Genomic DNA, 23373 nt, shown 5'->3' with positions numbered 1-23373 from the left:
AAGGGCCCCGAGACGCTTGCTTCGTCTCGGGGCCCTCACGGCGTCAGCTCAGAACATCAGCCCTTGCTGTCCCGCGGGTCGCGGGAACGCGGGTAGGTGTTCTTCTCGCCGATCGTGCCGTCCTTCTTCTTGATGACGTGCTCGACTCCCCGGTCCTTGGCCATGTCGCGACCAACGGACTGAGCATCGGCCTTGCGGTCGTGCATGTTCGACGCGCGGCCGTTGCCCTGCGGGCGGTTCTTCCACTGCCCGTCCTCGTAGTACGTCTCGATGTCTCCAGCTGCCATGTCGAGTCCTTCAGTTGCCCCTGCGGGTCGGGGGTTACACATGACGCTACGTGGGCGGGCCGACATCGAACGTTGGAAATGAACGCGGACGTGGCCTCGCCCGTTCGAAGTTTCGCCCGTAAGTGCGAGGAGGCAATAAGTGAGTCGTGGAGAAGTTCACGGTGTTCTCAAGGATTGCCGAGACCGACCGCAGTCCGAGCCCAGGTGCTCGACGCAGGGTTCCTTGGTGGTTTGGTGGTGCCGACCTCTGGGAGATCGTTGCCGCAAAGAGATCGCGCGGAGCCTCCCCGTGGTCTTCGTCGTCCTGCCGTTCACCGTGGTCTTCGCGCAAATGGCGCAGATCAGGGAACGCGCACACTGCCGGATCAGGCGTTCATCACCGAGGCCGATCTCATGCGGGCCGCAGCTGAGCATGAGGCAGTGCCTAACTCGCGCGACTGACATCTCAGTCCGCAGCTTCCGGTCGCCTTCTTGTATCCGCGGTCGGGATGTCGCAACATGATCCGAAAATGCGGCGGGACCATCGGGAGGCTGCCTGCCCAATCATCAAGCCGTGTCACAGAGAGCGTAAATGACGAAACCCCCGCCAAGTTCAAACTCCTCAGCGCCCATCTACTTCGCTCTCGTGTCACGGACGGAGGCGTCGCCATACAGACCTGCCCTGGCGCGCTTTCAACAAGGGGCGACTCGCTTCAACGAGATGATGGAGTTGTTCACAAGCATGTGGGACGCAAGCAACGTGCCGAGTGCTTCGATCGAAAAGTCTGCCCTCGCGAGCGAGCCCTTAGGCGTCAAGTTCGACTGGAAGGACTTCACAACCTCGCAGCAGCGGGAGGACTTGTCTCTGCTGGGGAGCGAGGCTCTTCACGGACTCAGGACCTGTCTTGACCTCCTTGTCTACGAAGCCTCGGAGCGTGACAGTGGCAAGGCGCGCTCAGGTACTAAGTTCCCTGCGGTTGAGACACCTACCGCTTGGGACGACAGGTCCACACGAAAGTCGGTCAAGTGGTTGTCGTCCGAGCACCGAAGTTGGATACGTGATGTTCAGCCGTTCGCCGGTGTGGCTTGGGCGGGGGACCTGATCCGCTTCAGTAATGCGGACAAACACCGGAGCGCGGTCGAGTTGTCCCCGACCTTGCGCTTTCGCGTTGACCGTAACGGGGCTTACGCCGACCCGAGCGATCCTGGTCGCCTCAGACTCCCTGTGAGCGAGGTCGAACTCCACCTACTGGTCACTGACGGGAAGAAGTCGGTCCCACTGGCCGACGTCTTCCCCGCGATGATGAACGGCGTCGCGGCTCTTCTGGACAAGTTCAGGGCGGAGCACGGGGAGCCGTCGCTCGGGCTCAGTGTCGAGATCACCAAACCGTGGCGGCGCGCGAAGTAGCTCCTCACGCTTGAGTGAGAACTTCGTGAGCGTCTTCGGCGTTCTCCACCTGGGCAGAGTCCGTGGGGTGCAGGGTGGAGGTCATGAGTGACTACAACATGAGCAGCATGAGCCTTGTGTTAGATGCCGATGGGACCGAGCACCCCTACGGGCCGGAACTGCTGCATCCGTCAGAGAGTGGTCGAGAGTCGGGGGTGCGGAAGCTTCCCGAAGCATCGCAGCCGGCTCGCAAGGCGGACGGGTGGAAGTGGCCTTTCTAGCTCGAACGAGGCAGAGTTCGCCGGTCGGGTGGGAGACGACGGTCGCGTGACAGAGGCGCAGTACATCGGGAGAATGCGCGAGACCTACCGACAGTTGGAAGGCTGGCAACGCCGCGCGGCGAAAGCCGACCCGGAACAACCTCAGTCCGGCAGTGAGTTTGACTCGGACGATCAAGTGTTTCCCAAGTACCCGATCAGCGAGTTGGCTCGGCAGTCCCTGGTCACGGCAGGCGAGCACTTGCGTCTCTCCCGAGACGCCATCGAGTCGGGCAACTTGTACCCCAGTGCACACTTCACTGCTCTTCGCGGCGCGCTCGTAGGCGCGTCCCAAGCAGTCTGGATCATGGCGCCGGACGACCGAGACTCGCGGGTTCAGCGTGGACTCAAGGCTCTGGCCGAGATGTACATGCAGATGCACAAGTACTACGGGGCACTCGAAGGAGTGCGACTTGATGCCAGTCAGAAGGTTGAGCTCGCTGAGCAACTCGGGTGGGTCGCGGAGCGCGAGGCGCAGGTCGCAGCCCTGAGGCGCACGCAGGAGTCGTTGAACGTGACAGACATGATCACGGCGGCACTCCAGTTCACCTTCGAGGACCGAGCCAAGCGTGAGGCTGGCTTTCTGCTCTGGAAGCAGATGGGCTCGGACGCTCATGCTCTGGGATGGTCAGTTGCCCAGCGCCACCATTCCGTCGCCCCGGATCGCAACAGCGGCCTTGCTGTCATCGCGATCAGAGGCAACGCCTCGCAGATCGCGCAACCGTTCATCTGCTCGTTCGAACTACTGCGACGAGGGTGGTCCTTATTCGACCAACGCTGCGAGGCTCCCTAGGTGCAGACCGAGCGCCAACCCGGAACACTGTGCCCGTCGGGCCAGGATGGGGGCATGACCCCTGAGCCTGTCGTGGGGGACCGCCTCGTCATAGCGGCAAGCATCCTGTGACGCTCAGAGGTCTGGAAGCGTCTGTGTCCACTCGTAGAGTTCGGACGTGAATATGTCGAGCTGGGGAGCCCCGGAGGTCTCAGCGGCGGCGGCGGTGGGTGGCCTGGTCGTTGCCCTCGTCGTCGCGGGCTTCGCGTGGGTTCAGTTGCGGCAGGCCAAGCGCCTTCGCGAAGAGAAAGCCCGCCCTTACGTGATCGTGGACATCGACTTCCGGGGCACCGGGGTGAGCATTGTCATCCAGAACATCGGTGCGACCCCCGCCTACGACGTCCGAGTTGGTTTCGACAAGACGTTGGAGACCACGATGACTCGACGGAAGCCGCTGGAGGACGTCGCCGCCTTCAAGCGTCCGATCCCGATGATCGCTCCAGGAAGGACGATCCAAGTTCCGTTCGACCGGATGCCAGACCGGCTCAAACGCCATGATCTGCCAACGGAGTACGTGGCGACGGTGGAGTACAGGGACTCGCGAAGATGGAAGACGCGGGAGGACTACCCGTTCGACCTCGCGACCTACGAGGACACCCTTATGCCGAAGAAGGGGCTACCCGAGGTCGCCCATGCCCTCGAAGACTTGAATAGGAGCTTGAGGTCGATGAAGACGCACAACGCGTTGCGCGTCCTGACGTCAGATCACGATCGAGAGACTCGGCGGGAGTTGCGAGAGTTCGCCGTTGAGGAACTCGCGAGGACTGTCCGGTCGAAGGGACTGGTCGCCGGATCGCGGAAGTTCTTGGCAGCGTGGATCGAAAGAAACCGGTGGCGTTGGGGCGGATGACGGCCGCGCTGCGCATCCTTGTTCTTGGCCCCTTCTCTAGTACAGGCTGAGACGCGTACTCGATCCGCTACAGAAGGACGAAGACGACATGGGACTGTTCCGAAAGACGATGAGCCTCAGCACTGCTGGGTTCGTGGATTGGCGTGACCACAACGAGCGTTCGGCTGCTGCTGAGCGGTCGAAGAAGAACGCCTACAAGGAGCGCACTCAGTCCGATCGAGAGTTGCGTGAGCGTGAACTCGAACTGCGTGAGCGGGAGATCGCGCTGCGTGAGCGCGAGGCCAAGCTGAAGGAACAGTAGAAAGCCGAAGCGACCTGCGGCCGAGAGTTCGAACCCCTGTGGCCGCAGGTTGCTTCCCTAGTCAGGCGTCCGCGAACAGCTCCTCCAAGCCGGCTAGGAAGCCTTCGTCATCGTCGGGGGCGTCCTGGAGTTCGATCCGGAGTCTTCGACGGTCTCCTTCAGTCGCGAGAAGGCTTCCGAGGGTCTGCATGATGACGCGGAGGTATTCGGGGGAGCGTCGGCCTCCCTGTTGGTAGAGATGGTCGATCTGGTCAGCAGTCAGGTGAAGGACCGCGTAGTCACTGGACTCGAAGTAGGCCGCGCCGCCACTCTCCAACATCGAGTCCCAGATCATCCGAGCGGCAGTACACCACTGCGGATCAGGCTCAGGGAGCGTCGCAGGGATGCTCCTACCACGTGCAACGGTCGTGTCGCGCTCTTTGCGCTTGCGTTCGCCAGCTGACGTCAGGTCTTCACTTCTGTTCGGGAGCGTGGGCATCGTCGCCCTCCTTCCACCCGTTCTCACGGGCAAGTTGTTCGTACTTGGTCGCGTCGTGGTCGCTCGGGGAGGCGAGCACCGCCAGCGCGGTGCTGTTGTGACCCGGTCCGAGCCGGTGGAGCATCGCCGTGAGCCACTGCTGCGTCTTCTCGTCGTCCAAGTTGTCGCGGGCCTCGTCGTAGCCGCCGGCGATCCTCAGAGCGAGGTCAATGTCGATGCCGTCTTTGAGCATCGCGCCCATCAAGTAGGCAGCGGTCGGATATCTGTCCATCACTTCTCCTTCGTGCTGCGTCGTCGCTTCTGTTGCAGGCGTTCGGGACGGCAGTCCCAGCGGCGCTTGCAGTCCAGGCACCGGCGGGGGAGCGGACCGGACTTGCCGGCCGCTCCCTCGATGCCGCAGTCGATGCATCGGAAGTCCCGTGGCCCGAACCTTCGGTGCGGCTTCTGTTCCATCGCCCTGCACGCGGGGGTGCAGTAGGTGTGAATGCCCGAACGCATCGGGAACTCCCTGCCGCAGCGGCGGCACATGGCGAGACCGACGAAGGGGAAGGCCCTGCCCGTCATGCCGACTTCCGGGGCTCGTGGGTCACGCGGCATCCTTGTGGTCGGTGGAGCGCGTCACCGATGCGGATGGCAGGTTCGTCGCCGCGTTCGGGCGTGGAGTGCCCGTCCGCTTGGCGAGTGCTCCCCAGTTCACGTCAGTGACCGGGATGATGAACTCAGCCCATTCGGTAGCGCCGTAGTGGCCGGAGTCGGTCTCGTGGAACGAGTCGGGCTTCTTCCTCATCGAGGTGATGACGGATCGCTGGGCGGTCCAGATGCGGACGGTGCTGGTCTCATCGTCGGTGTTGATGATGGTCTCCCGCTCGGGAGCGGTCAGGCTTTCGGTGGGCACGTTGTAGCGCCTCCTTCTTCGATGGTGGATGAGGTCGTTGACGGCGTTCACGGACCGCCAACGGTCTTGCTGGACAGTTGGTCCGGGCATGCGAAAGGGCACCCGTAGGTGCCCTCAGCGACGGCGCTCTCGGATGTTGTGGCGGGTCTAGCGTTGCGTCTCGCGGTAGCCAGCGATCTCGCCGCAGACGTCGCGCTGGAGCTCAACGAGCCCTTCACGCTCCTGCCGCTCCAGCCTCGACTTCGTCTGAGGCGTGAGAGCACCAGATCGGCTCGCGCCGGGGATCCTCTTGAAGCCGTCTCGCAGGACTGCCTTCTCGCGCCGCTTGCTGTCAGCGATGGCGGCGTCGAAGCCACCCTCCGCCTGAGCCGAAAGGAAGTCCTTCCGAGACTGTCGCCGGGACAGCCGGGAGTCCCTTCGGATCAGCTCATCGCCTGGGAGGTGGGGGTCGATGTAGTTGCTCACGCTCAGACCTCCACAGGGAAGTAGGAGTAGTCGAGTTCGATCGTGACCAGGAAGCGTGCCGGGTAGTCACGGTTGTGAATAAACGGCTCACCGTCTGCCACCCACAGGCCAGCGTCCAAGACCTCGACCACAGAGATCTCGTCCAGTAGGCCAGCGCTGGTGTGTACTCCAGCCTCGAAGTGAGAGAGCGCCTTGTCGATGAACTGACGCATCTGGAACAGCGGCGGCCGCTCTCGCTCGATGCCGACGTTGGCGACGACCTTCCCCTTGGTCCCGCCGGGCTCAACGACCTCCAAGGACGCCTCCGTCGTCTCCCAGAGCGTCGAGTAGTTCGAGTAGCCACGGTTCGTTGTTGGCCCCTCGACGGTCTTCTGGAAGACAGAAGCGAGCACGCGGGCGAACTCACCGACTCCATCCTGCGAGGGATGCTTCAGGCGAGGCACCGGCCAGAGGGCGACCTCGAAGTCGATCAGACCGGAGTGGACCCGAACGTCAGAGCCAGTGTCCCGAAGAGCAGTCTCCAGAGCCTCCAGGTCAAGCCCGGTTGTGCCGAGTTCGGTGAACCTCACACAGCCACTCGGCTTGAAAGTGCCGTAGTCCTCGGTCGGCTCGACCTGACTCAGAACAACGGCGTCGGTGATGCCTCGCACGTCACCGACTCGCTTGCGGGCCAGCACCGGAACATCCACCAGATCCCCGAGCGTGTCAGCCGCGAGCAGGGCGAGGTGGTCATCTGCTGAGAAGAGCTCGACGGCTCGCTGAGCCTTGCGGGACTCGGCCTCGACAGACTTGCGAGTGCCTCGCAAACGACGGACAGCGGTTCCTGCACTGAACAGCTCCAGGTCGTCCTCCTGGGAGCCTTCCCCGCGATCCAGAGCCGCCTCCAGGGCGGCTTGGCGCGCCTGGGCCTCATGGATCTGGCGGTCCAGGTCAGCGAGCTTCTGCCGCGCCTCCTGCGCAGCGTTCGAGAGGTCGGCCTCGATCTGCTCGTCGGCCTCGATGCCGGCGGATCGAAGATCCTTGTTGATCTTCGCCCGCTCGGCCTTCAGCGCCTGGATCTTGCTGGTGATCTCGCTGAAGCGGTCGATCCCGGTCGTCTCGTGCTTGATGTTGCTCATAGCTCTCCTTATGTAGTGAGTCGGGTCGTTCCCGACTCCGTTGGTGCTCTTGCAGGTCGTGATGTCTCGCTTCCCAGCTCCTTTCGAGGTGGTCGTTGCCCCTCGCCAGCAGGTGCTGACGGGGTAGGTGGGTGCGGCAGTAAGCACGCGAGCGCGAAGCCGCGCCAGCGGCGATGTGCTCCGAGTCCTCACTCCTGCACGCCGCCGGAGAGGCAGCGGCGGAGAAGGTGGAGATGGTGGCCGCGCCAGCGGCCCAGCTGGCTACCCGCCAGCGGCTAGCCCCGTCGACAGGCCCGAGCGATCAGGGTCAGGAGAGGCTTCGCCCTCGACCTCGGTAGTGGGAGACCGGGGTAGCCCCCTCAGCGGCGGGAGACTTCCTGTCACCGAAGGATCTCCTCAACCCCATGCCCCGAGTGTCTTCCCCGGCCTCCGCCGTCGCTTCGCTTTCGCCGGCCAGCGGCTCACCGGGGAGCGGCCCCGAAGGGGTCGCGGTGTCCGCAGCCTCCTCGTACCCGTTCTCCAGAAAAACAGGAGACGATGAAGGAAGAGGAGCAGTGCCAGCAGATGGAGAGCAGATGGAGGCAGATGGTCCACTCTCCATGGGCACTGAGTCCACTTCCGACGGGCACTCAGCCCCCTCCCCGTGCGGGGGTCGGCTCCGAGCCAGCGCCCAGACGTCTTCCGAGTCCACTTCCGGTGTGGGGGTCGGGCATGCGACTGCCTCCCGGACACGGTCGGAGTCCCCATGCGGTGTGGGAGTCAGGTTCTCGGTCGGCGTGCTGAGCCATCGCAACTGAACCGATCGCGCGCTGCGCTCCGGCTGCTCGAAGTAGCGCATGACCGCCTTGTTGTTCGACGCGAAGACCTTGTACGCGGTGTTCGGATGAAAGCCGGCATCCTTGGCGAGCATCTCCAGGCTCGCCCTGACCTTCCGCGACTTGTTGTCCGTACGAAGCGTCGCGGCCCACATGAACGGTTTGTCTACTTTGGAGAGCTCCTCGTCGTCTCGGATCGCTCGTGCGACGTCGAGCGGCTTGAACTCATTCATGCTCACCACTCCGTTGCATCTCAGTGATGGAGTAATTGATGCAGTCAGTCATCACGTCGTCCCACGTCTTGCCGAGCCGCACTCCGAAGTACGCAGCGGCATCGACGTACTCAGGTACGAGTTCGATCGGAACCTCGACGTCGAGGGCAGCGTCGTGCGCCTTGGCGATCGAGAGTTGGTAGATGTCTTTCAGCGGGTCAGGCTTGACCTGTGCGGTTGTCATGCTTACTTGTCTCCTCCATCGGTCAGGGTGAGTCGCTGTTCTGGCTCAACTAGTGGGTGGTGTGGTTGGTCTTGCCTCAGTCATCGGATAGCCACGCCATCTCGTCGGGCGAGCACGATCAGACGGTTCACCTCGTAGCCCTTCAGCCCGATGGCCTTGCCGTCGTCGCGCCTCGCCACGTAGGTGTTGCGTCCACGGGCATTCCTGAAGACACGCTCGATCAGGAGCTGTCCGATGCGCCGGCCCACAAGGTCGTTCGCTCGCTGGTCGTCTCGTTCGATTGCCATCTCATGGGCACGAACCTGCGGGGCGGTGGTGTCGGTCATCGACCGCGCTCGCTGGCGACTCGAAGCACGTCGGGTCGGCGGTAGAACAATCGTCCTGGCACGAGCTCGTGACCTTGGATAAAGCGGTCTCCCTCGCGCGATCGCCTGTTGTGCCAACCCTGAAGTGAGTAGCCGATCTGCGCGGCGGCTTCAGTCGTGGTCAGGTACTCCTGACCGTCGATGTTGAACATTGACTGCCTTTCGTTGTGCGGACATGACGAAGCCCCGCCACGAGATGCGACGGGGCAGGCTGGATGGTGAACGCGGATGACTCGCGGGCGCTAGTGGGTGCCCTGGAGCGCGGGCTCCCCGGTCGGTCCGGGTGATGTCTCACTACCGTTGGATGGCCAAGAGAAAGACCCCCAGCCCGAAGGGACTGAGGGTCTTCGCACTCTCGCGCTGAGGAGTGCTCCTAGAGGCTGAGGCGGACCAGCCAGGGAGGAGAGTTGGCGCAGGAGACGAGGGCGGAGACCGCTCCGCATCGCGCCTACACTTGTGTAGTGTTTATGCCATACGAGACTTCACAACATCGGTGAAAGAAGTTTCTCGATCCGGCTAGTTCGCGAGGCCATTCCTTCGCCGCTCAGCCTCGCGACGCTGACGATCTGCCGCCTCGCGAGTGCGGCTCACCCTCCAAGACTCTTGCTTCTCGCCTAGCTGATGAGAGTGTCGCCGGAGCCGCTCTTGTTCTTGCTCGCGCCACGCCTTGCGGAGATCTGCGGACTTGCATCCACAGGTCTTTGTCCTTCCCGCCTTGAGGTTGGATCCAAGCGCGTGAATTGTCTCGCCACAGACGCACTGGCATCGGTAGCGGGGGTGGCGTCTGCCCACAGGCGTCACGTGATCCTCTACACGCTCAAGCACTGTCAGGAGTTCGAAGACCTGACCTGACAAGTCGGCCTTCTTCGTGCCCTTCGGTCGGCCCGGCCCCGGGGGATAGCCATTCAGGAAGTGATCCCACTGGCGAGGGCGAGCGGCGTACGGCCACACGTAACCCTCACCGCCGTACGTCTCTTCGGCGCTGTAGGAGATCGCTTCAGGCTGGGGTTCCTCGGGGTCTAGCAAGGGGTCCTCCTTCGTCTCGGTCGCGAGAGCCAAGATGGCCGACTCGCGCGGTGTCGTGTGAGACGAAGTGGTTCGCCCCTCACCTTCTCTCAGTTGGCAGTGGTGGTGGTGTGACCGGGATCATCTTGCGATCTCGGGAGAGTACTCTAGCATGCGGACCCTCTGGCTCGGGCCAGGGCTTCGCCGTCCCGCCAGGCACGCAGGTGTCAGAACACTGGCTGTTCAGTGCCCGCGATCGGCCAGGAGGGCCGCGACGATGGCGAGGGCCTCGTCGAGCGGCACGTGCTCCCAGAGTCGCTGGACCTTCCAGCCGGCCCGCGTGAGAGCCTCAGCCTGCTCTCGGTCCCGCTCCACGTTGCGGGCCAGCTTGGATGCCCAGAACTCCGCGTTCGCCTTCGGCTGGGTGCCGTGCTCGGGACAGGAGTGCCAGTAACAGCCGTCAACGAAGATGGCCACCTTCGCTCGTGTGAACACGATGTCGGGCCGAACCTTGATCGTGCCTAGGTCGATCCGGTGGTCCTTGCAGAAGCGGTACCCATCGGCGTGAAGCGCAGATCTCAGGGCGACTTCGGGCTTAGTGTCGGCGCGCTTGTTCCCGAGCATCGAGCGACGAGTTGCCGGGCTGGACGCCCACGACTCGGGTGGCATGCCAACACGCTACGTCCGGTCAGATGTGATGGAAGGTCGCGGCGTACTCGTTCGCCATTCGCACGATCATGTCGTCGTAGTGAAAGTGCTTCCCGCCTTCGGGGCCGGAGGGCGTTCGACGATGATGACGGGACCACTGAAGTCGTTCACGAAGTTGAGGACGGTGATGCCGATGGCGTCGAAGGCGTCCCCGCTCTTGCCGGTGTGCCTTGGGATCTACGCAGCTTTGTCCAGTACGCGCTGGGTGTTGGCCGGCTGGCGTGCCGTACTGCTCAACTACATCAGGAGGAAGTTTGGGGGGCATGACTGACCTGCTCGAAAGGCCAGCCACGACCAGAGAGGATCCCGATCAGCGACGGCGATCGCAGCTGACCCTCGTCGGCAACCGCGAGGCCGCCGACGCTCGACCTCGTCGTAAGGAGCCGTGGATCATCGAGCGAGGTCCGCACGCGCCTCCGTGGCGAACGACGTGATGAAGTCGCACGCCCAGTCGTAGGCTTCGGCGTGAGCCTCCGCGCTAGGCGCGTCCGCGGGGTCCGTGCCGAACGTGTAAGTCTCGACGGCGCTGTGCAGCTCCCCGGCAGCTCTCATCGTCGCGGGTGAGGCATACAACCGCACGGCTTCGAGTGCCCGCGTCAGGTCACCGAACTTGAGCCGATGCGCACGGACCGTCTCTTCATCGCGGGCAAGGACCTCTCCAAGGTTCGACGCCCGCGGACCCTCGTACTTCGCATCCCACGCTGCGTCGATCAGGAGCCGGGCCTCCGACTGAAACGTCTCGAAAGCAGTGCGTTTTGCGTCGAACAGCCGAGTCGCGCGACGCTCGGTTCTGTCGGCGTCGGCGCGCTTCGCCGCGCCGTGGTCGGTCCAGACAGCCGCTAGAACTGGCAGTACTGCGCCGACAAACACACCGACGATGGTCCAGGCCGCTGTACTCATGCGTCCAAGTTAGTCAGCTGGGTGGGGGACCGGTCTAGGAAGCGGGAGAGCCCACGTCGCCACATGTCGAGGACTGCGAGATCAGTCTGGTCAGGCTCGCGAGAGTACTGGTCGATCAGATCCATCCCGACCTCTTGAACGCACGCCAAATGAACCCCACTAGTACGAGGGTGACTGCGGTTGTGACATAGAAGCCACCACCCCACTGCTGGAAAGACGTCAACTTGAAGTTCATGCCGTAGATGCCGGCGATCGCCGTGGGCACGGCGAAGATCGTGGCGCCCGCCGTGAGCTTGCGCATGTCCTCGTTCTGCTGGACGCTCAGCTGCGCCAGGTGGGCGGTCAGGGCGTTGTCCAGCAGGTGCTCGATGGCGTCGATGGCCTCCGCCGCGCGGGTGAGGTGGTCGGCGATGTCGCGGAAGTAAGGCCTGGCCTCCTCCGGTGTCGCGGAGGCAGCGAAGCGGTGGAACGGGTCCTTCAGTGGCACCACCGCACGACGGAACTCCAACGTCTCGCGCTTGAGGCGGTAGATGCGGATGGAGTCGCTGGTGCGCTCGGGGGAGAAGACCGACGACTCCACCTCCTCCACGTCCTGCTCCAGCTCGGCGGCCACGTCCTCGTAGCGGTCCACGATGGAGTCCACCACGGCGTGCAGCGCCACCATCGGTCCGTGGGAGAGGGCCTCGCTGAGGCGTTCCGCACGTCGTCGTGCCCCGGTGAGCGACTCGCCGCCGTGGCGGACCGTGAGGAGGTACCGCTCGCCGAGGAAGATGTTGACCTCGCTCGTGGTGATGTCGTCGTCCTCGTAGGTGACGGCACGCAGGGAGACGAAGAGGTGGTCGGAGTACCGCTCCACCTTGGGCCGCTGGTGCGCCTCGAGGGCGTCCTCGACGGCGAGCGGGTGCAGTGCCAGCGGGTCCGCGATCTCCTGCAGCTCCTCCGGGCTCGGCTCGTTGAGGCCGATCCAGACGAAGTCGTCGCTGTCGAGCGTGGCCAGGCGCGCGGTGAGGGTCGCCCGGTCCGTGCCGACGTCCTCACGCTCGCCGTCACGGTAGATGGCGCAGTCCATGATCACGACGCCATTGTGACGCCACGAGCCGTGGCGAGGGCGTCGACAGGCCGGGTGGCGGGTCGTGCGGCTCGCGCCGATACGCTCGCACCATGCGCGCCTGGTCGAGCCCCGACGTCCCCTCCGTCGACGGCGACCCACCCGTCCTGCGGCTGCACGACTCGCGGACCGGCGGCCCGGTGGCCTCCATGCCCGAGGGCGACGCCCGGCTCTACGTCTGTGGCATCACGCCCTACGACGCCACGCACCTCGGCCACGCGGCCACGTACCTGGCCTTCGACCTGCTGCAGCGGCAGTGGCGCGACCGCGGGCTCGACGTCGTCTACACGCAGAACGTCACCGACGTCGACGACCCGCTCCTGGAGCGCGCCACCGCCACCGGGGTCGAGTGGTCCGAGCTCGCCGAGCGCGAGACCCAGCTGTTCCGCGAGGACATGACGGCCCTGCGGGTGCTCGCGCCCGACCACTACATCGGGGCCGTGGAGTCGATCGACCTCGTCGCGGACCTCGTGCAGCGTCTTGGCGACTCCGTCTACAGCGTGGACGACGACCTGTACTTCGACGTGCACGCCGACCCGGCGTTCGGCGACGTCTCCGGCCTCGACGAGGCGACGATGCGTGTGCTGTTCGGCGAGCGCGGGGGAGACCCTGACCGTCCGGGCAAGAAGCATCCGCTGGACTGCCTCGTCTGGCAGGCCCCACGGGCGGGGGAGCCCTCCTGGGAGTCCCCGCTCGGCCCCGGGCGTCCCGGCTGGCACATCGAGTGTGCGGCCATCGCCCTGGACAACCTCGGCCCGGCCTTCGACGTGCAGGGCGGCGGCTCCGACCTCGTCTTCCCACACCACGAGATGTCCGCGTCGGAGGCTCGTGTGGCCACCGGTCAGGAGTTCGCCCACGCCTTCGTGCACGCCGGGATGGTGGGCTACGAGGGCGAGAAGATGAGCAAGTCCAAGGGCAACCTCGTGCTCGTCTCTGCCCTGCGCGCCGAGGGTCGCGACCCGGCCGCCATCCGCCTCGCCCTCCTGGCCCACCACTACCGCAGCGACTGGGAGTGGTTTGGCGGCGAGATCGACGAGGCCGAGACCCGCCTGGCCCGCTGGCGCGATGCCGTCCAGCGCCCGACGGCCCCGCCGGCGGACCCCGTCATCGCCGCCGTGCGAGAGGCCCTCGCCGACGACCTCGACGCTCCGACCGCCCTCGTGGCTCTCGACGCCTGGATGGCGGAGGACGGCGACGACGCCAAGGCGGGGGCCCAGGTCCGGGCCGCCGTCGACGCCCTCCTCGGCGTCGAGCTGTAGCTCCCGGGGGGAGCACCCACTTGGGCAAAGCAGTCTGTGTGCCCTGCTAGGAGATCCCGAGGAGCTTCGGGGTGGGGGAGCGGTAGGTGTGGCCGGTGGGGGTGGACCACTCGGTGCCGTCGGGACCGGCGCGGACGCTCCAGCCCGGTTGGTGCTTGAGGGTGTGGGAACGGCTGCACAGGCCCTGACCGTTGGAGTGGACGGTGATGCCGCCATCGGCCCAGGCCTCGATGTGGTCGAGCTCCCGCGACCTGCGATCGCAACCCGGCTGACGGCACCAGCGGTCGCGGGCCTTGAGCATGCCGGCGAGCGGGCCGTCGAAGCGGCGACGCCGGGGGTCGCGGACGGTGAGGACGTCGGTGACGGGATCGGTGATGAGACGGCGGTAGAAGGCACGCGGGGCGGAGCCGAGGATGTCGTCGGCCACGCTGGGTGGGATCGGGCCGTACCCGTCGAGGTCGGCAGGCGTGTCATCCGCACCGAGGAGGGTCTCGGCGCTGATGACGATGCCGAGCTCGACGTCCATGTGTGAGGCGTTCTCCAGGCCGGTCACCCGCTCCACGAGCGTCTGGCACATGATCTGCCCCGTGGTGCGCGGATCGCCGGCGGCACCCAGGCCCCGGGCGTGGGTCTCGAGCTCGCGGTGGGCGGCGACGATCATCTCCGCCGGACCTCGCACATGCAGCATCGCGACCCCGTCGGCCTCGGGCAGCAGGGTGACGAACTGCGTGTCGCGAGCCCTGCGGGCGCGTTCGCGAGCGGCCTCGGCGTCGATCTCGAGGACGAGGCGGCGGGCGAGCCGTGCCGCCCGTCCAGGCGTGAGGCCCGCCAGGTGCGGGGTGATCTCGGCGTCCAGCACGGTGCGGTCGTCGTCGCACAGCGCCTCGACCTCGCGGGCGATGGCCCGGGCCGTGGCGTCCCGGATCGTGCCCTGCTCGAGGGCGGCGGCCACGGACGGCAGGGTGGCCAGCGTGAGGGCGTTGCCGAAGTGCGTGCCGGCGACGTCGGGGGCGACTTTGCGAGCCATGGCGACCTCGCCGATCACCGACAGTGCCGGGTCGCCGTGCGCCAGCGTGCATTCACGGGCCCGGGAACGGTGCATGGCCTCCACGTGGCGGTACTGCAGCGCCTGGGCGTTGGCGATCACCCGGTCCAGGGCGACGACGGCGTCGAGCCGGTCGGCCGCGTCGATGCCGTCGGACTCGGTGAAGTCGTGCACGCCGACCTCAGTCAGCACCGCCTGCACCTCGACACCTTCGAACATACCATCGATACTAGAAGGGGGTTCCGACACTTCTCACGGACGCTGTGGAACCGGTGCCCGCAACGTCGCTCTGCCGGTCGCCCGCACCAGGAGCTGCTCCCGTCCCGGTGGGGCCAGGCCCGCAGGACTCGGCTCTCCTGAGGCCCGGCGGGACCGTCACCGCTGGTAGCGCGGGGTGTTCTGCGCTCGCTGACGGCCGAGCTCGCCACCGACGCGACCGGAGAACGGCCGGCCGTGGTCGGCGTACTCGTCGCGGACGTAGGTGAGTCGCCACGGCCCGATCTCGATCCGGCAGCCCGTCCGCAGCGTCTGGGTGGGCAGCTCTCGTCCGTTCATGAACGTGTGCACGGAGCGTCCGACGGCCTTCAGGACGTACTCGTCGTCCTCCGTGCGCTCGACGACGGCCTGCACCGCATCCATGCCGTCGAGACGGACCTCGGCCTCCTCACCGCTGCCGATCCGGGTGGTGCCCGGCGCCAGGTGCATCACTCCGACCTCGCGGCCGGTGCTCGCCACCCGACTGTCGGCCAGGTAGAGCCGCGGATGCCCTCCGCCGTACGGGTCGTGGGTCGTCGTGGGGGAGCGCCTCAACCACGGCATCCTCGGCAGACCGTTGACGAGCGCGACGGGCGGGGCAGCCAGCGTGTCGCCCGACCCCGCGACCACCTGGGCCTTGAGGGCCGACGCCGCGCGCCAGCGAACGACCTGGGCATGACGGGTTCCGGTGACCAGACGGTGCAGGAACCGCCGCCGGACGGCGCCGACCCGCATCAGCGGCCCGTCGTCGTCGCCGATCTCCACCACGAGTCCGCGCTCGGCCACCTGGCCCGCCAGCCGGCGCAGGTCTCCGCCGTCGCGACCGGCGGCCAGGGTCTCCAGGTCGTCCGCCGTCACCGTGATGTGCTGGCCGTTGCTGGTGAGCCGTCCGCTGACCGTCCGCCCCTCCGGTGTCTGCACGGAGAATCGTAGGTCGGCGTGCACGGTGGACATGTCAGCCCCGGTGCTGGTCGGAGCCCGGCAGCTCGTCGTCGCTCGTGGTCACCCGCACCGTGCCGTTGAGGGTCCACGTCGCTCGTGGGGCGTCGGCGCCCGTGTCGCGTGGGACCTCCACGACGAGCTCCTTGAACTCGTAGTTGACGGCTGCGCCACGACCGGTGAGGTACTCCCACATCTCCTGGCCCAGGTCGGTCCAGTCGCGGATGGGCTGCGGACCGGACGGGGGGACGTCAGGGGTGGACTCGGTGCTCATGGTGGTCGCCTCCAGTGCTCGTCGATGCCTCGACTGTGACACCACAACGGTAAAGGGCAACTCGGCCTCGGACAGATGAGTCGCGTCGGGGCCCGGAGGCGCCAGCGCGCCCTGCGGGCGGCTCTTGAGACGATCTGCCTGCGCCGGACATGATCCCTCCATGAGCAGCTCCACCCGCCCGATCCTCGCTGCGGTCGTCGCCCTCGTCGTCCTGACGGCCGGCTGCGGCTCGTCCGACGACCGTGCCGGACCGGCCCCGACCGAGGCCAGCTCGAGCCCGTCGACCTCCGGCCCCGAACCAGGAGAACGCAGCGGAGCCTCACCGGCCGTGTGGAAGCTCGCCGACCGGGGGAGCCTGCAGGCCTCGACCCGGAGCGTGGACGTGCTGGTCGCGCGCATCGACTGCAACAGCGGGCTGACCGGCAAGGTGCTCGAGCCTCACGTCTTGCGCGATGACACCGAGATCGTCATCACCTTCGAGGTCTCGCCGAAAATCGAGGGGGCAGCCACGTGCCAGTCGAACGACCTCGAGCCCTACGTGGTCGACCTCGGCGAGGCGTTGGGCGACCGCACTCTCGTGGACGGGCAGTGCGCGCCGGGCGGTCCGGCCGAGGCCCTGAGGGTCTGTGACCCGCGCCGGTGGGAGTAGGCACTGCTCGCGTGCTGCCGGCGGCGGACCGCTCTACTGCACCGCGTAGCGCAGCTGGACCATGCCGTTGGCGAAGCGGCGCTGGTCCCACAGCTGCAGGTCCAGCTTCAGGCCCGAGGGCAGGTAGGGGGTACCCCCACCGACGACGACCGGCACCAGGACGACGTCGATGAGGTCCACCAGGCCAAGCCGCAGTGCCTGGGCGGCGAGGGTCGGGCCCTCGGCCGTCAGGTCACCATCGGCCGACTCCTTGAGCGCGCGCACCTCGTCCACGTCGAAGCGGCGCGCGAGCCGGGTCCGTTCGGTCCAGACGTCGGCGAGGGTCGTGGAGTACACGACCTTGTCCGTAGCCAACCAGGCCTCGGCCCACCGGGCGGACTCGTCGGACTGGTCGGCGGTGGAGGGGTCGGTCTCCCAGACCGCCATCGTCTCGTACATGCGCCGCCCGTAGAGGAAGGTGCTGACCGTGCTCGTTTGCTCGGTCAGCACGGCGATGACCTCCTCGGACGGCATGGCCCACTCGAAACCACCGTCCGCATCGACCGTGTACCCGTCCAGCGAGGCGATCACCGAGTGGATGAGGCGGCCCACGACTCAGCCCTCCGCGCCACGGCGGCGCAGGTACCGCTCGAACTCACGGGCGATGGACTCGCCGCTCGCCTCGGGCAGTGCGTCCTCGTCCTGGGCCTTCTCCAGCTCCTCGACGTACTCGGTGATCTCCGGGTCCTGCGAGGCCACCTCGTCCGCCCCGCGCTGCCATGCCTCGGCGTCGTCCTCCAGCTCGCCCTGGGGGAGCGGGTCGCCGACGGCGTCCTCCAGCGCCCCGAGCAGGGCGAGCGTCGCCTTGGGGCACGGGGGCTCGGCGAGGTAGTGCGGCACGGCGGCCCAGAGCGAGAGCGACGGCACGCCCTCGTGCGCCGCCGTCTGCATCAGCACGGCGTTGATGCCCACCGGCCCGGAGTAGCGCGAGGGCTGCAAGGCCAACCGGTCGGCGAGCGAGGGGTCTGACGTCGTTCCCGTGACCGGGACCGGCCGGGTGTGCGGGGCGTCGGTGAGCAACGCACCCAGGGTCACCAGCTCCGTCACCCCGGCGAGCCGGGCGATGCCGATGATCGTGGAGCAGAATGCCTTCCAGCGGAAGTTGGGCTCCGGCGCCCGGAGCAGCAGCACGTCCCGCTCGAACCCCGGCGGGCGGGCGAGGAAGAGCACGGGGGTCGGCCACGTCAGCACGCCCGTGCCCTCGTCGTCACGCTCGAGGACCGGTCGGGTCAGCTGGAAGTCGTAGTAGTCGTCGGGGTCGAGCTCGGTGAGCACCTGGGCGTCCCACTCGTCGACGAGATGGTCGATCAGCGAGGTCGCGGCGTCACCGGCGTCGTTCCAGCCCTCGAAGGCGGCGACCATCCAGGGGTCGTTGAGCGGGGGGATCGAGACGTCTTCCACGCCTCAAGCCTACGGGCAGGGCTCGCGCGCCGGGTCAGTCGTTGTCGGAGCGGTACCCGAGGTTCGGTGCAAGCCACCTCTCGGCCTCGGCGACCGTCATGCCCTTGCGCTCGGCGTACTCGGTGACCTGGTCACGCCCGATGCGCCCGACCACCATGTACTGCGACTTCGGGTGCGAGAAGTACCAACCGCTGACCGCGGCGCCCGGCCACATCGCCATGCTGTCGGTGAGCTCGATGCCCGTGTGCTTCTGCACCTCCAGCAGCTCCCACAGGAGCGCCTTCTCGGTGTGCTCGGGACAGGCCGGGTAACCCGGCGCGGGTCGGATGCCGGTGTACTTCTCGGCGATGAGGTCCTCGTTCGCGAGAGACTCCTGTGGCTCGTAGGCCCAGATCTCCTGGCGCACCCGTTCGTGCAGGCGCTCGGCGAACGCCTCGGCCAACCGGTCCGCGAGGGACTCCAGCAAGATGGCGCTGTAGTCGTCCAGCGCCTCCTTGAACTCCGCGACCTTGTCCTGGCTGCCGAGCCCCGCCGTCACGGCGAACGCGCCGACGTGGTCGGGCAGGCCGGTGTCCTTCGGCGCCACGAAGTCCGCGAGGGACTTGTGCGCGACGCCCTCACGGTGCTCGGTCTGCTGGCGCAGGTGGTGCAGGGTCGTGAGCACCTCGCCGCGCTCGCCATCGGTGTAGAGCTCGAGGTCGTCGTGTCCCACCTGGTTCGCGGGGAAGATGCCGGCCACGGCGGACGCCCGCAGCCAACGGCCCTCGATCAGCTCATCGAGCATCGTCTGCGCGTCGTCGTAGAGCTTGCGTGCGGTCTCGCCCGTGGCGGGGTTGTTGAGGATGTCGGGGAACTTGCCCTTCATCTCCCACGCGTTGAAGAAGGGCTGCCAGTCGATGTAGGGGCGCAGCTCGGCAAGGTCGTAGTCGTCGAAGACGTGCGGGACCCCTACCTCCCACGCGGGCTGCGGCGGCTCGTAGCCCTCCCACTCGATCGGCGTGGCGTTGGCGCGCGCCTTCTCGATCGGCAGGATCTTGCGGGTGTCCTGGCGGGACTCGTGACGCTCGCGCAGGGAGTCGTAGTCCTCCTTGAGGTCCGTCAGCAGCTTGGGCCGCTGGGTGTCGGACAACAGCGAGGAGACCACCGGGACAGAGCGTGACGCGTCCTTCACCCACACGACGGGACCGTGGTACTTCTGGTCGACCTTGACGGCGGTGTGCGCGCGCGACGTCGTGGCGCCACCGATGAGCAACGGCACCTCGAACCCCTGCCGCTCCATCTCCGAGGCCATGTTCACCATCTCATCCAGCGACGGCGTGATCAGGCCGGAGAGTCCGATGATGTCAGCGTTGGCCTCCGTGGCGGCGTCGAGGATCTTCTGCGCCGGCACCATCACGCCGAGGTCGATGACGTCGTAGTTGTTGCACTGCAGCACGACGCCGACGATGTTCTTGCCGATGTCGTGGACGTCCCCCTTGACCGTGGCCATGATGACCGTGCCGTTGCTGCGGCTGGCCTCGTCGGGATCCTTCTCCTCCTCGATGAACGGGATGAGGTACGCGACCGACTTCTTCATCACGCGGGCGGACTTGACTACCTGCGGCAGGAACATCTTGCCGTCCCCGAACAGGTCGCCCACGACGTTCATGCCGTCCATGAGGGGACCCTCGATGACCTCGATGGGCTTGCCTCCACGGGCCGCGATCTCCTGGCGAAGCTCCTCGGTGTCGGCCTCGGCATGGGCATCGATGCCCTTGACGAGGGCATGGGTGATGCGCTCGCCGACCGGAAGCTCACGCCACTCCTCGGTGGCGGCCTCGACCTTCTCGCCGCCGACGGAGAACTCGCCGGCGATCTCCAGCAGCCGCTCGGTGGCGTCGTCACGCCGGTTGAGGATGACGTCCTCGATGCGCTCGCGCAGCCGCTCGTCGACCTGGTCGTAGACCACGAGCGCACCCGCGTTGACGATGCCCATGTCCATGCCGGCCTTGATGGCGTGGAACAGGAAGACGGCGTGGATGGCCTCGCGGACCGGGTTGTTGCCCCGGAAGGAGAACGAGACGTTCGAGACCCCGCCGGAGATCAGTGCGCCCGGCAGGTTCTGCTTGATCCAGCGCGTGCCCTCGATGAAGTCGATGCCGTACTCGGCGTGCTCCTCGATGCCCGTTCCCACGGCGAAGACGTTGGGGTCGAAGATGATGTCCTCGGCCGGGAAGCCGACGTCGTCCACCAGGATCCGGTAGGCGCGCTCACAGATCTTCTGACGGCGCTGCAGGTTGTCGGCCTGGCCGTCCTCGTCGAAGGCCATGACCACGATCGCCGCGCCGTACTTGCGGCACAGGCGGGCGTGCTCCACGAACGGCTCCACGCCCTCCTTGAGGGAGATGGAGTTGACGATCGACTTGCCCTGCAGGCACTTCAGGCCGGCCTCGATGACCTCCCACTTGGAGGAGTCGACCATGACGGGCACCTTGCAGATGTCCGGCTCGGCCGCCACGAGCTTGAGGAAGCGGTCCATCGCGGCGATGCCGTCGATCATGCCCTCGTCCATGTTGACGTCGATGACCTGCGCGCCGTTCTCCACCTGCTGCAGGGCGACCGTGAGGGCCGTGTCGTAGTCGCCGTCGCGGATCAGGTTGCGAAAGCGCGCCGAGCCGGTGATGTTGGTGCGTTCGCCGACGTTGAGGAACAGCGAGTCCTCCGTGACCTTCAGCGGTTCCAGGCCGGAGAGGCGCAGGGCGTGCGAGGACGCGGGGCGCTCGCGCGGTGTGAGGCCCTCGACCGTCCTCGCGATGTCGTGGATGTGGTCCGGTGTGGTGCCGCAGCAGCCGCCGACGACGTTGACGAAGCCGCTGTCGGCGAACTCGCGGATGATCGCGGCGGTCTCGTACGGCTGCTCGTCGTACTCGCCGAAGGCGTTGGGCAGGCCGGCGTTGGGGTAGCAGGAGACGAAGGTGTCGGCCAGGCGCGAGATCTCCGCGATGTAGGGACGCATGTCCTTGGCCCCAAGCGCACAGTTCAGGCCCACGAGGAGGGGTTGGGCGTGGCGCACGGAGTACCAGAACGCCTCGGCGGTCTGACCGGAGAGCGTGCGGCCCGACGCGTCGGTGATGGTGCCGGAGATGATGATGGGCCAGCGTCGGCCGTGCTCCTCGAAGACCGTCTCGACGGCGAAGATCGCCGCACGGGCGTTCAGCGTGTCGAAGATCGTCTCGATGATGATGAGGTCGGCACCGCCGTCCAGGAGGCCACGCGTGGCCTCTGCGTAGGCCTCGACGAGCTGGTCGTAGGTGATGTTGCGGGCCCCGGGGTCGTTGACGTCGGGGGAGATGGAAGCCGTGCGCGTGGTGGGGCCCAGCGCGCCGGCGACGTAACGCGGCCGGTCCGGGGTCTGCTCCGAGACGACGTCGCACGCACTGCGGGCCAGGCGGGCAGCCTCGACGTTGAGCTCGTAGGCCAGCTCCTGCATGCCGTAGTCGCTCAGCGAGATGGCGTTGGCGTTGAAGGTGTTGGTCTCGATGATGTCGGCGCCGGACTCCAGGTACTCGCGGTGGATGCTGGCGATGATGTCCGGCTGGGTCAGCGTGAGCAGGTCGTTGTTGCCCACGACGTCGCTGGGCCAGTCGGCGAAGCGCTCACCGCGGTAGCCGGCCTCGTCGGGACGGTCCCGCTGGATGGCCGTGCCCATCGCACCGTCGAGCACCATGATGCGCTGCTCCAGCATCGCGGTGAGCTCTGCGGTGACGTCGGGGCGCCACGACGGGGTGTTCGACACGCGTTCCTCCACGGATGACGAGATGAGATCTGGTCTGGTGGGGAACCTCCAGCCGGCGGCGGGCTCGCGTGGACCTTCACGGGGGTTCACCCCCATTCTTCCACACCGCGCAACGCACGAGCGTGGTTCCTCACCCGGTGGGACGGGGCCCCTCCAGCGGATGGGCGATCTCGTCCGCAGGCATGCGGGCCCAGGTGATCGCGAGCGCCGCCACGGCGAGCGGGATGACCGCAGCCACCACGAACACGGTGCGCACGCCCACCAGCTCACCGACCGGGCCGGCAACCGCCATGGAGACCGGCATGAAGAGCAGCGACACGAAGAAGTCCAGGCTGGAGGCGCGACCCAGCATCTGCGGCGGCACCCGACGCTGCAGCAGCGTCCCCCAGATCACCATCGGCGCCGACATCAGCGCTCCGACGAGGAACATGGCCGTCGCGATGAGCGGCACCGAGGAGCTGAACCCCACCACCAGCAGTGGCAGACAGGCCACCCCCACATCGCGTTCATGACCGTGAGGTAGCGCCGGGGCATGCGGAACATGCTGATGCCCAGGGCGGCGACGGCGCCCCCGATGCCGTAGGCGGCGAGGATCGTGGCGTGGTCGGTGGGGCCACCGCCGCCGCGCTCCACCACGAAGGGGATCAGGACCTCCATCGGCCCGACCACCATCAGGATCATGATGCAGGCGAACAGCAGGGTCGCGAAGAACCAGGGCGTGCTCACCATGTAGCGGACGCCGCTGCGCAGGTCGGCGAGCGCCCCGCGGACGGGGTGCGATCCGAGGGTCTGCGGATCGCGGCTCAGGGCGACCGGGCGCAGGCCCAGCAGGGCCGTCAGGCAGGCGAGCTGCAGCACGAGCACCATCGTGAACGCCCACGCCGGCGACGTCCCCGCGACCACGAGGCTGCCCAGCGCAGGCCCGCCGGCGTGCTGCAACGTGGGACGCAGGAAGCCCTCGACCCCGTTGGCCGCGAGCAGGTCGTCACGGTCGACGATCGAGGGCAGCAGGGCGCTGTAGGCGGGGAAGTAGAAGCCCACCGCCATGCCGACGACCAGGCTCCCGACGCCCAGGTGCCAGACCTGGACGGCTCCCGTGAGAGCGAGCAGCGCCACGACGCCGACGGCAACGGCGCGGACGCTCGTGGTGGCGAGGAGGATCCGGCGTCGGGGTACGCGGTCGGCGACCACGCCGCCGATGAGGGCCGTGGCCACCATGCCCACCGCGTAGCCGGTGACCGCCATGGAGAGCTGCGTCGGACCACCGCCGAGGGCGATCACCTGCCAGACGATCGCGATGATCCACACACCCTCGCCCGCGAGCTCGAGGGCGGTCGCGGCCGAGAGCCAGCGGTACTGCACGTGACGGAAGGGCCGCAGCGGCCCTCGCGCCCACCGCGCCACGGGAGTGGTGCTGCCGGGGACGGGTGGGATGCTCATGACCCTGACAACCTAGGACGGGTCGGTGACA

At 66.9% G+C, this 23373-nt stretch carries 26 protein-coding genes; 6 read left to right on the top strand and 20 right to left on the bottom strand.

From position 1 onward, the window contains the following. Positions 1–56: 56 nt before the first annotated feature. Positions 57–287, bottom strand: a complete 231-nt coding sequence (locus ACHAAC_RS06715; protein WP_435715284.1) for a DUF2188 domain-containing protein — start codon at positions 285–287, stop codon at positions 57–59. A 700-nt stretch (positions 288–987) separates the two neighbouring features. Here ACHAAC_RS06715 and ACHAAC_RS06710 point away from each other — a divergent pair. The 4 genes from ACHAAC_RS06710 (at position 988) to ACHAAC_RS06695 (ending at position 3953) form a co-directional block, all read left to right on the top strand. Next, on the top strand, positions 988–1674 hold the full coding sequence (locus ACHAAC_RS06710; protein ID WP_435715283.1) for a hypothetical protein: 687 nt from the start codon (positions 988–990) through the stop codon (positions 1672–1674). 333 nt (positions 1675–2007) lie between these two features. After that, positions 2008–2763, top strand: a complete 756-nt coding sequence (locus ACHAAC_RS06705; protein WP_435715282.1) for a hypothetical protein — start codon at positions 2008–2010, stop codon at positions 2761–2763. Between the two features lie 157 nt (positions 2764–2920). Further along, positions 2921–3652, top strand: coding sequence for a hypothetical protein (locus ACHAAC_RS06700; protein WP_435715281.1), 732 nt, complete (start codon positions 2921–2923; stop codon positions 3650–3652). A gap of 88 nt (positions 3653–3740) precedes the next feature. Then, positions 3741–3953, top strand: coding sequence for a hypothetical protein (locus tag ACHAAC_RS06695; RefSeq protein ID WP_435715280.1), 213 nt, complete (start codon positions 3741–3743; stop codon positions 3951–3953). Between the two features lie 61 nt (positions 3954–4014). Here the strand turns inward: ACHAAC_RS06695 and ACHAAC_RS06690 are convergent, their stop codons facing one another. From ACHAAC_RS06690 to ACHAAC_RS06640, 11 genes are all read right to left on the bottom strand, one after another. Continuing rightward, positions 4015–4431, bottom strand: a complete 417-nt coding sequence (locus ACHAAC_RS06690) for a hypothetical protein (RefSeq protein ID WP_435715279.1) — start codon at positions 4429–4431, stop codon at positions 4015–4017. Continuing rightward, a complete protein-coding gene (locus tag ACHAAC_RS06685; RefSeq protein ID WP_435715278.1) occupies positions 4406–4702 on the bottom strand; it encodes a hypothetical protein in 297 nt (98 codons plus the stop codon). The genes ACHAAC_RS06690 and ACHAAC_RS06685 overlap by 26 nt, the downstream gene beginning before the upstream one ends. A 315-nt stretch (positions 4703–5017) precedes the next feature. Further along, on the bottom strand, positions 5018–5326 hold the full coding sequence (locus tag ACHAAC_RS06680) for a hypothetical protein (RefSeq protein WP_435715277.1): 309 nt from the start codon (positions 5324–5326) through the stop codon (positions 5018–5020). A gap of 147 nt (positions 5327–5473) precedes the next feature. Continuing rightward, the gene (locus tag ACHAAC_RS06675; protein ID WP_435715276.1) at positions 5474–5791 is read right to left on the bottom strand and encodes a hypothetical protein; all 318 of its coding nucleotides are present in this window, start codon (positions 5789–5791) and stop codon (positions 5474–5476) included. Between the two features lie 2 nt (positions 5792–5793). Continuing rightward, positions 5794–6909, bottom strand: a complete 1116-nt coding sequence (locus ACHAAC_RS06670) for a hypothetical protein (protein ID WP_435715275.1) — start codon at positions 6907–6909, stop codon at positions 5794–5796. A gap of 307 nt (positions 6910–7216) precedes the next feature. After that, a complete protein-coding gene (locus ACHAAC_RS06665; RefSeq protein WP_435715274.1) occupies positions 7217–7957 on the bottom strand; it encodes a hypothetical protein in 741 nt (246 codons plus the stop codon). Next, positions 7950–8180, bottom strand: a complete 231-nt coding sequence (locus ACHAAC_RS06660; RefSeq protein WP_435715273.1) for a hypothetical protein — start codon at positions 8178–8180, stop codon at positions 7950–7952. The genes ACHAAC_RS06665 and ACHAAC_RS06660 overlap by 8 nt, the downstream gene beginning before the upstream one ends. Positions 8181–8260: 80 nt before the next feature. Further along, on the bottom strand, positions 8261–8506 hold the full coding sequence (locus ACHAAC_RS06655) for a hypothetical protein (protein WP_435715272.1): 246 nt from the start codon (positions 8504–8506) through the stop codon (positions 8261–8263). Positions 8507–9793: 1287 nt separating this feature from the next. Then, on the bottom strand, positions 9794–10219 hold the full coding sequence (locus ACHAAC_RS06650; RefSeq protein ID WP_435715271.1) for a very short patch repair endonuclease: 426 nt from the start codon (positions 10217–10219) through the stop codon (positions 9794–9796). A gap of 429 nt (positions 10220–10648) precedes the next feature. Continuing rightward, positions 10649–11158, bottom strand: a complete 510-nt coding sequence (locus ACHAAC_RS06645; protein WP_435715270.1) for a hypothetical protein — start codon at positions 11156–11158, stop codon at positions 10649–10651. A gap of 115 nt (positions 11159–11273) precedes the next feature. Beyond that, the gene (locus ACHAAC_RS06640; protein ID WP_435715521.1) at positions 11274–12227 is read right to left on the bottom strand and encodes a magnesium and cobalt transport protein CorA; all 954 of its coding nucleotides are present in this window, start codon (positions 12225–12227) and stop codon (positions 11274–11276) included. 92 nt (positions 12228–12319) lie between these two features. Here ACHAAC_RS06640 and mshC point away from each other — a divergent pair, with 92 nt between their 5' ends. Next, the gene (gene mshC / locus ACHAAC_RS06635; protein ID WP_435715269.1) at positions 12320–13525 is read left to right on the top strand and encodes a cysteine--1-D-myo-inosityl 2-amino-2-deoxy-alpha-D-glucopyranoside ligase; all 1206 of its coding nucleotides are present in this window, start codon (positions 12320–12322) and stop codon (positions 13523–13525) included. 46 nt (positions 13526–13571) lie between these two features. Here the strand turns inward: mshC and ACHAAC_RS06630 are convergent, their stop codons facing one another. The 3 genes from ACHAAC_RS06630 to ACHAAC_RS06620 all read right to left on the bottom strand — a co-directional run bounded on the left by ACHAAC_RS06630 (position 13572) and on the right by ACHAAC_RS06620 (position 16038). After that, positions 13572–14789, bottom strand: coding sequence for a DUF222 domain-containing protein (locus tag ACHAAC_RS06630; RefSeq protein ID WP_435715268.1), 1218 nt, complete (start codon positions 14787–14789; stop codon positions 13572–13574). Between the two features lie 156 nt (positions 14790–14945). Next, on the bottom strand, positions 14946–15746 hold the full coding sequence (locus ACHAAC_RS06625; RefSeq protein WP_435715267.1) for an FHA domain-containing protein: 801 nt from the start codon (positions 15744–15746) through the stop codon (positions 14946–14948). 34 nt (positions 15747–15780) lie between these two features. After that, positions 15781–16038 carry a hypothetical protein gene (locus tag ACHAAC_RS06620; protein WP_435715266.1) on the bottom strand — a complete coding sequence of 86 codons (258 nt, stop codon included), beginning with the start codon at positions 16036–16038 and terminating at the stop codon, positions 15781–15783. Between the two features lie 160 nt (positions 16039–16198). On the opposite strand from ACHAAC_RS06620, the gene ACHAAC_RS06615 reads away from it, so the two are divergent. After that, entirely contained in the window at positions 16199–16687 is a 489-nt protein-coding gene (locus ACHAAC_RS06615) for a hypothetical protein (protein WP_435715265.1), read from the top strand. A 33-nt stretch (positions 16688–16720) separates the two neighbouring features. Here the strand turns inward: ACHAAC_RS06615 and ACHAAC_RS06610 are convergent, their stop codons facing one another. From ACHAAC_RS06610 to ACHAAC_RS06590, 5 genes are all read right to left on the bottom strand, one after another. After that, on the bottom strand, positions 16721–17278 hold the full coding sequence (locus tag ACHAAC_RS06610; protein ID WP_435715264.1) for a dihydrofolate reductase family protein: 558 nt from the start codon (positions 17276–17278) through the stop codon (positions 16721–16723). 3 nt (positions 17279–17281) lie between these two features. Further along, a complete protein-coding gene (locus tag ACHAAC_RS06605) occupies positions 17282–18127 on the bottom strand; it encodes a PAC2 family protein (RefSeq protein ID WP_435715263.1) in 846 nt (281 codons plus the stop codon). Between the two features lie 34 nt (positions 18128–18161). Further along, positions 18162–21902, bottom strand: coding sequence for a methionine synthase (gene metH / locus ACHAAC_RS06600; protein ID WP_435715262.1), 3741 nt, complete (start codon positions 21900–21902; stop codon positions 18162–18164). A gap of 130 nt (positions 21903–22032) precedes the next feature. Further along, positions 22033–22332, bottom strand: coding sequence for a hypothetical protein (locus ACHAAC_RS06595; RefSeq protein ID WP_435715261.1), 300 nt, complete (start codon positions 22330–22332; stop codon positions 22033–22035). Beyond that, positions 22311–23342, bottom strand: a complete 1032-nt coding sequence (locus ACHAAC_RS06590; RefSeq protein WP_435715260.1) for an MFS transporter — start codon at positions 23340–23342, stop codon at positions 22311–22313. Before ACHAAC_RS06590 ends, ACHAAC_RS06595 begins: the two co-directional genes overlap by 22 nt. Positions 23343–23373 lie beyond the last annotated feature (31 nt).

The organism is Aeromicrobium sp. CF4.19 (genome assembly GCF_051262555.1).
Classification (GTDB): domain Bacteria; phylum Actinomycetota; class Actinomycetes; order Propionibacteriales; family Nocardioidaceae; genus Aeromicrobium.
This window is presented reverse-complemented; position numbering and strand designations above follow the sequence as displayed.

Excerpts from the sequence above, each read along its gene's own strand:
- ACHAAC_RS06595 (WP_435715261.1), bottom strand. The coding sequence starts at position 22,332 with ATGTTCCTCGTCGGAGCGCTGATGTCGGCGCCGATGGTGATCTGGGGG.
- ACHAAC_RS06640 (WP_435715521.1), bottom strand. The coding sequence starts at position 12,227 with ATGGACTGCGCCATCTACCGTGACGGCGAGCGTGAGGACGTCGGCACG.
- ACHAAC_RS06710 (WP_435715283.1), top strand. The coding sequence starts at position 988 with ATGATGGAGTTGTTCACAAGCATGTGGGACGCAAGCAACGTGCCGAGT.
- ACHAAC_RS06645 (WP_435715270.1), bottom strand. The coding sequence starts at position 11,158 with ATGAGTACAGCGGCCTGGACCATCGTCGGTGTGTTTGTCGGCGCAGTA.
- ACHAAC_RS06665 (WP_435715274.1), bottom strand. The coding sequence starts at position 7,957 with ATGAATGAGTTCAAGCCGCTCGACGTCGCACGAGCGATCCGAGACGAC.
- ACHAAC_RS06615 (WP_435715265.1), top strand. The coding sequence starts at position 16,199 with ATGAGCAGCTCCACCCGCCCGATCCTCGCTGCGGTCGTCGCCCTCGTC.
- ACHAAC_RS06715 (WP_435715284.1), bottom strand. The coding sequence starts at position 287 with ATGGCAGCTGGAGACATCGAGACGTACTACGAGGACGGGCAGTGGAAG.
- ACHAAC_RS06650 (WP_435715271.1), bottom strand. The coding sequence starts at position 10,219 with ATGCCACCCGAGTCGTGGGCGTCCAGCCCGGCAACTCGTCGCTCGATG.
- ACHAAC_RS06705 (WP_435715282.1), top strand. The coding sequence starts at position 2,008 with ATGCGCGAGACCTACCGACAGTTGGAAGGCTGGCAACGCCGCGCGGCG.
- mshC (WP_435715269.1), top strand. The coding sequence starts at position 12,320 with ATGCGCGCCTGGTCGAGCCCCGACGTCCCCTCCGTCGACGGCGACCCA.
- ACHAAC_RS06660 (WP_435715273.1), bottom strand. The coding sequence starts at position 8,180 with ATGACAACCGCACAGGTCAAGCCTGACCCGCTGAAAGACATCTACCAA.
- ACHAAC_RS06685 (WP_435715278.1), bottom strand. The coding sequence starts at position 4,702 with ATGGACAGATATCCGACCGCTGCCTACTTGATGGGCGCGATGCTCAAA.
- ACHAAC_RS06690 (WP_435715279.1), bottom strand. The coding sequence starts at position 4,431 with ATGCCCACGCTCCCGAACAGAAGTGAAGACCTGACGTCAGCTGGCGAA.
- ACHAAC_RS06655 (WP_435715272.1), bottom strand. The coding sequence starts at position 8,506 with ATGACCGACACCACCGCCCCGCAGGTTCGTGCCCATGAGATGGCAATC.
- ACHAAC_RS06620 (WP_435715266.1), bottom strand. The coding sequence starts at position 16,038 with ATGAGCACCGAGTCCACCCCTGACGTCCCCCCGTCCGGTCCGCAGCCC.
- ACHAAC_RS06630 (WP_435715268.1), bottom strand. The coding sequence starts at position 14,789 with ATGTTCGAAGGTGTCGAGGTGCAGGCGGTGCTGACTGAGGTCGGCGTG.
- ACHAAC_RS06590 (WP_435715260.1), bottom strand. The coding sequence starts at position 23,342 with ATGAGCATCCCACCCGTCCCCGGCAGCACCACTCCCGTGGCGCGGTGG.
- ACHAAC_RS06670 (WP_435715275.1), bottom strand. The coding sequence starts at position 6,909 with ATGAGCAACATCAAGCACGAGACGACCGGGATCGACCGCTTCAGCGAG.
- ACHAAC_RS06695 (WP_435715280.1), top strand. The coding sequence starts at position 3,741 with ATGGGACTGTTCCGAAAGACGATGAGCCTCAGCACTGCTGGGTTCGTG.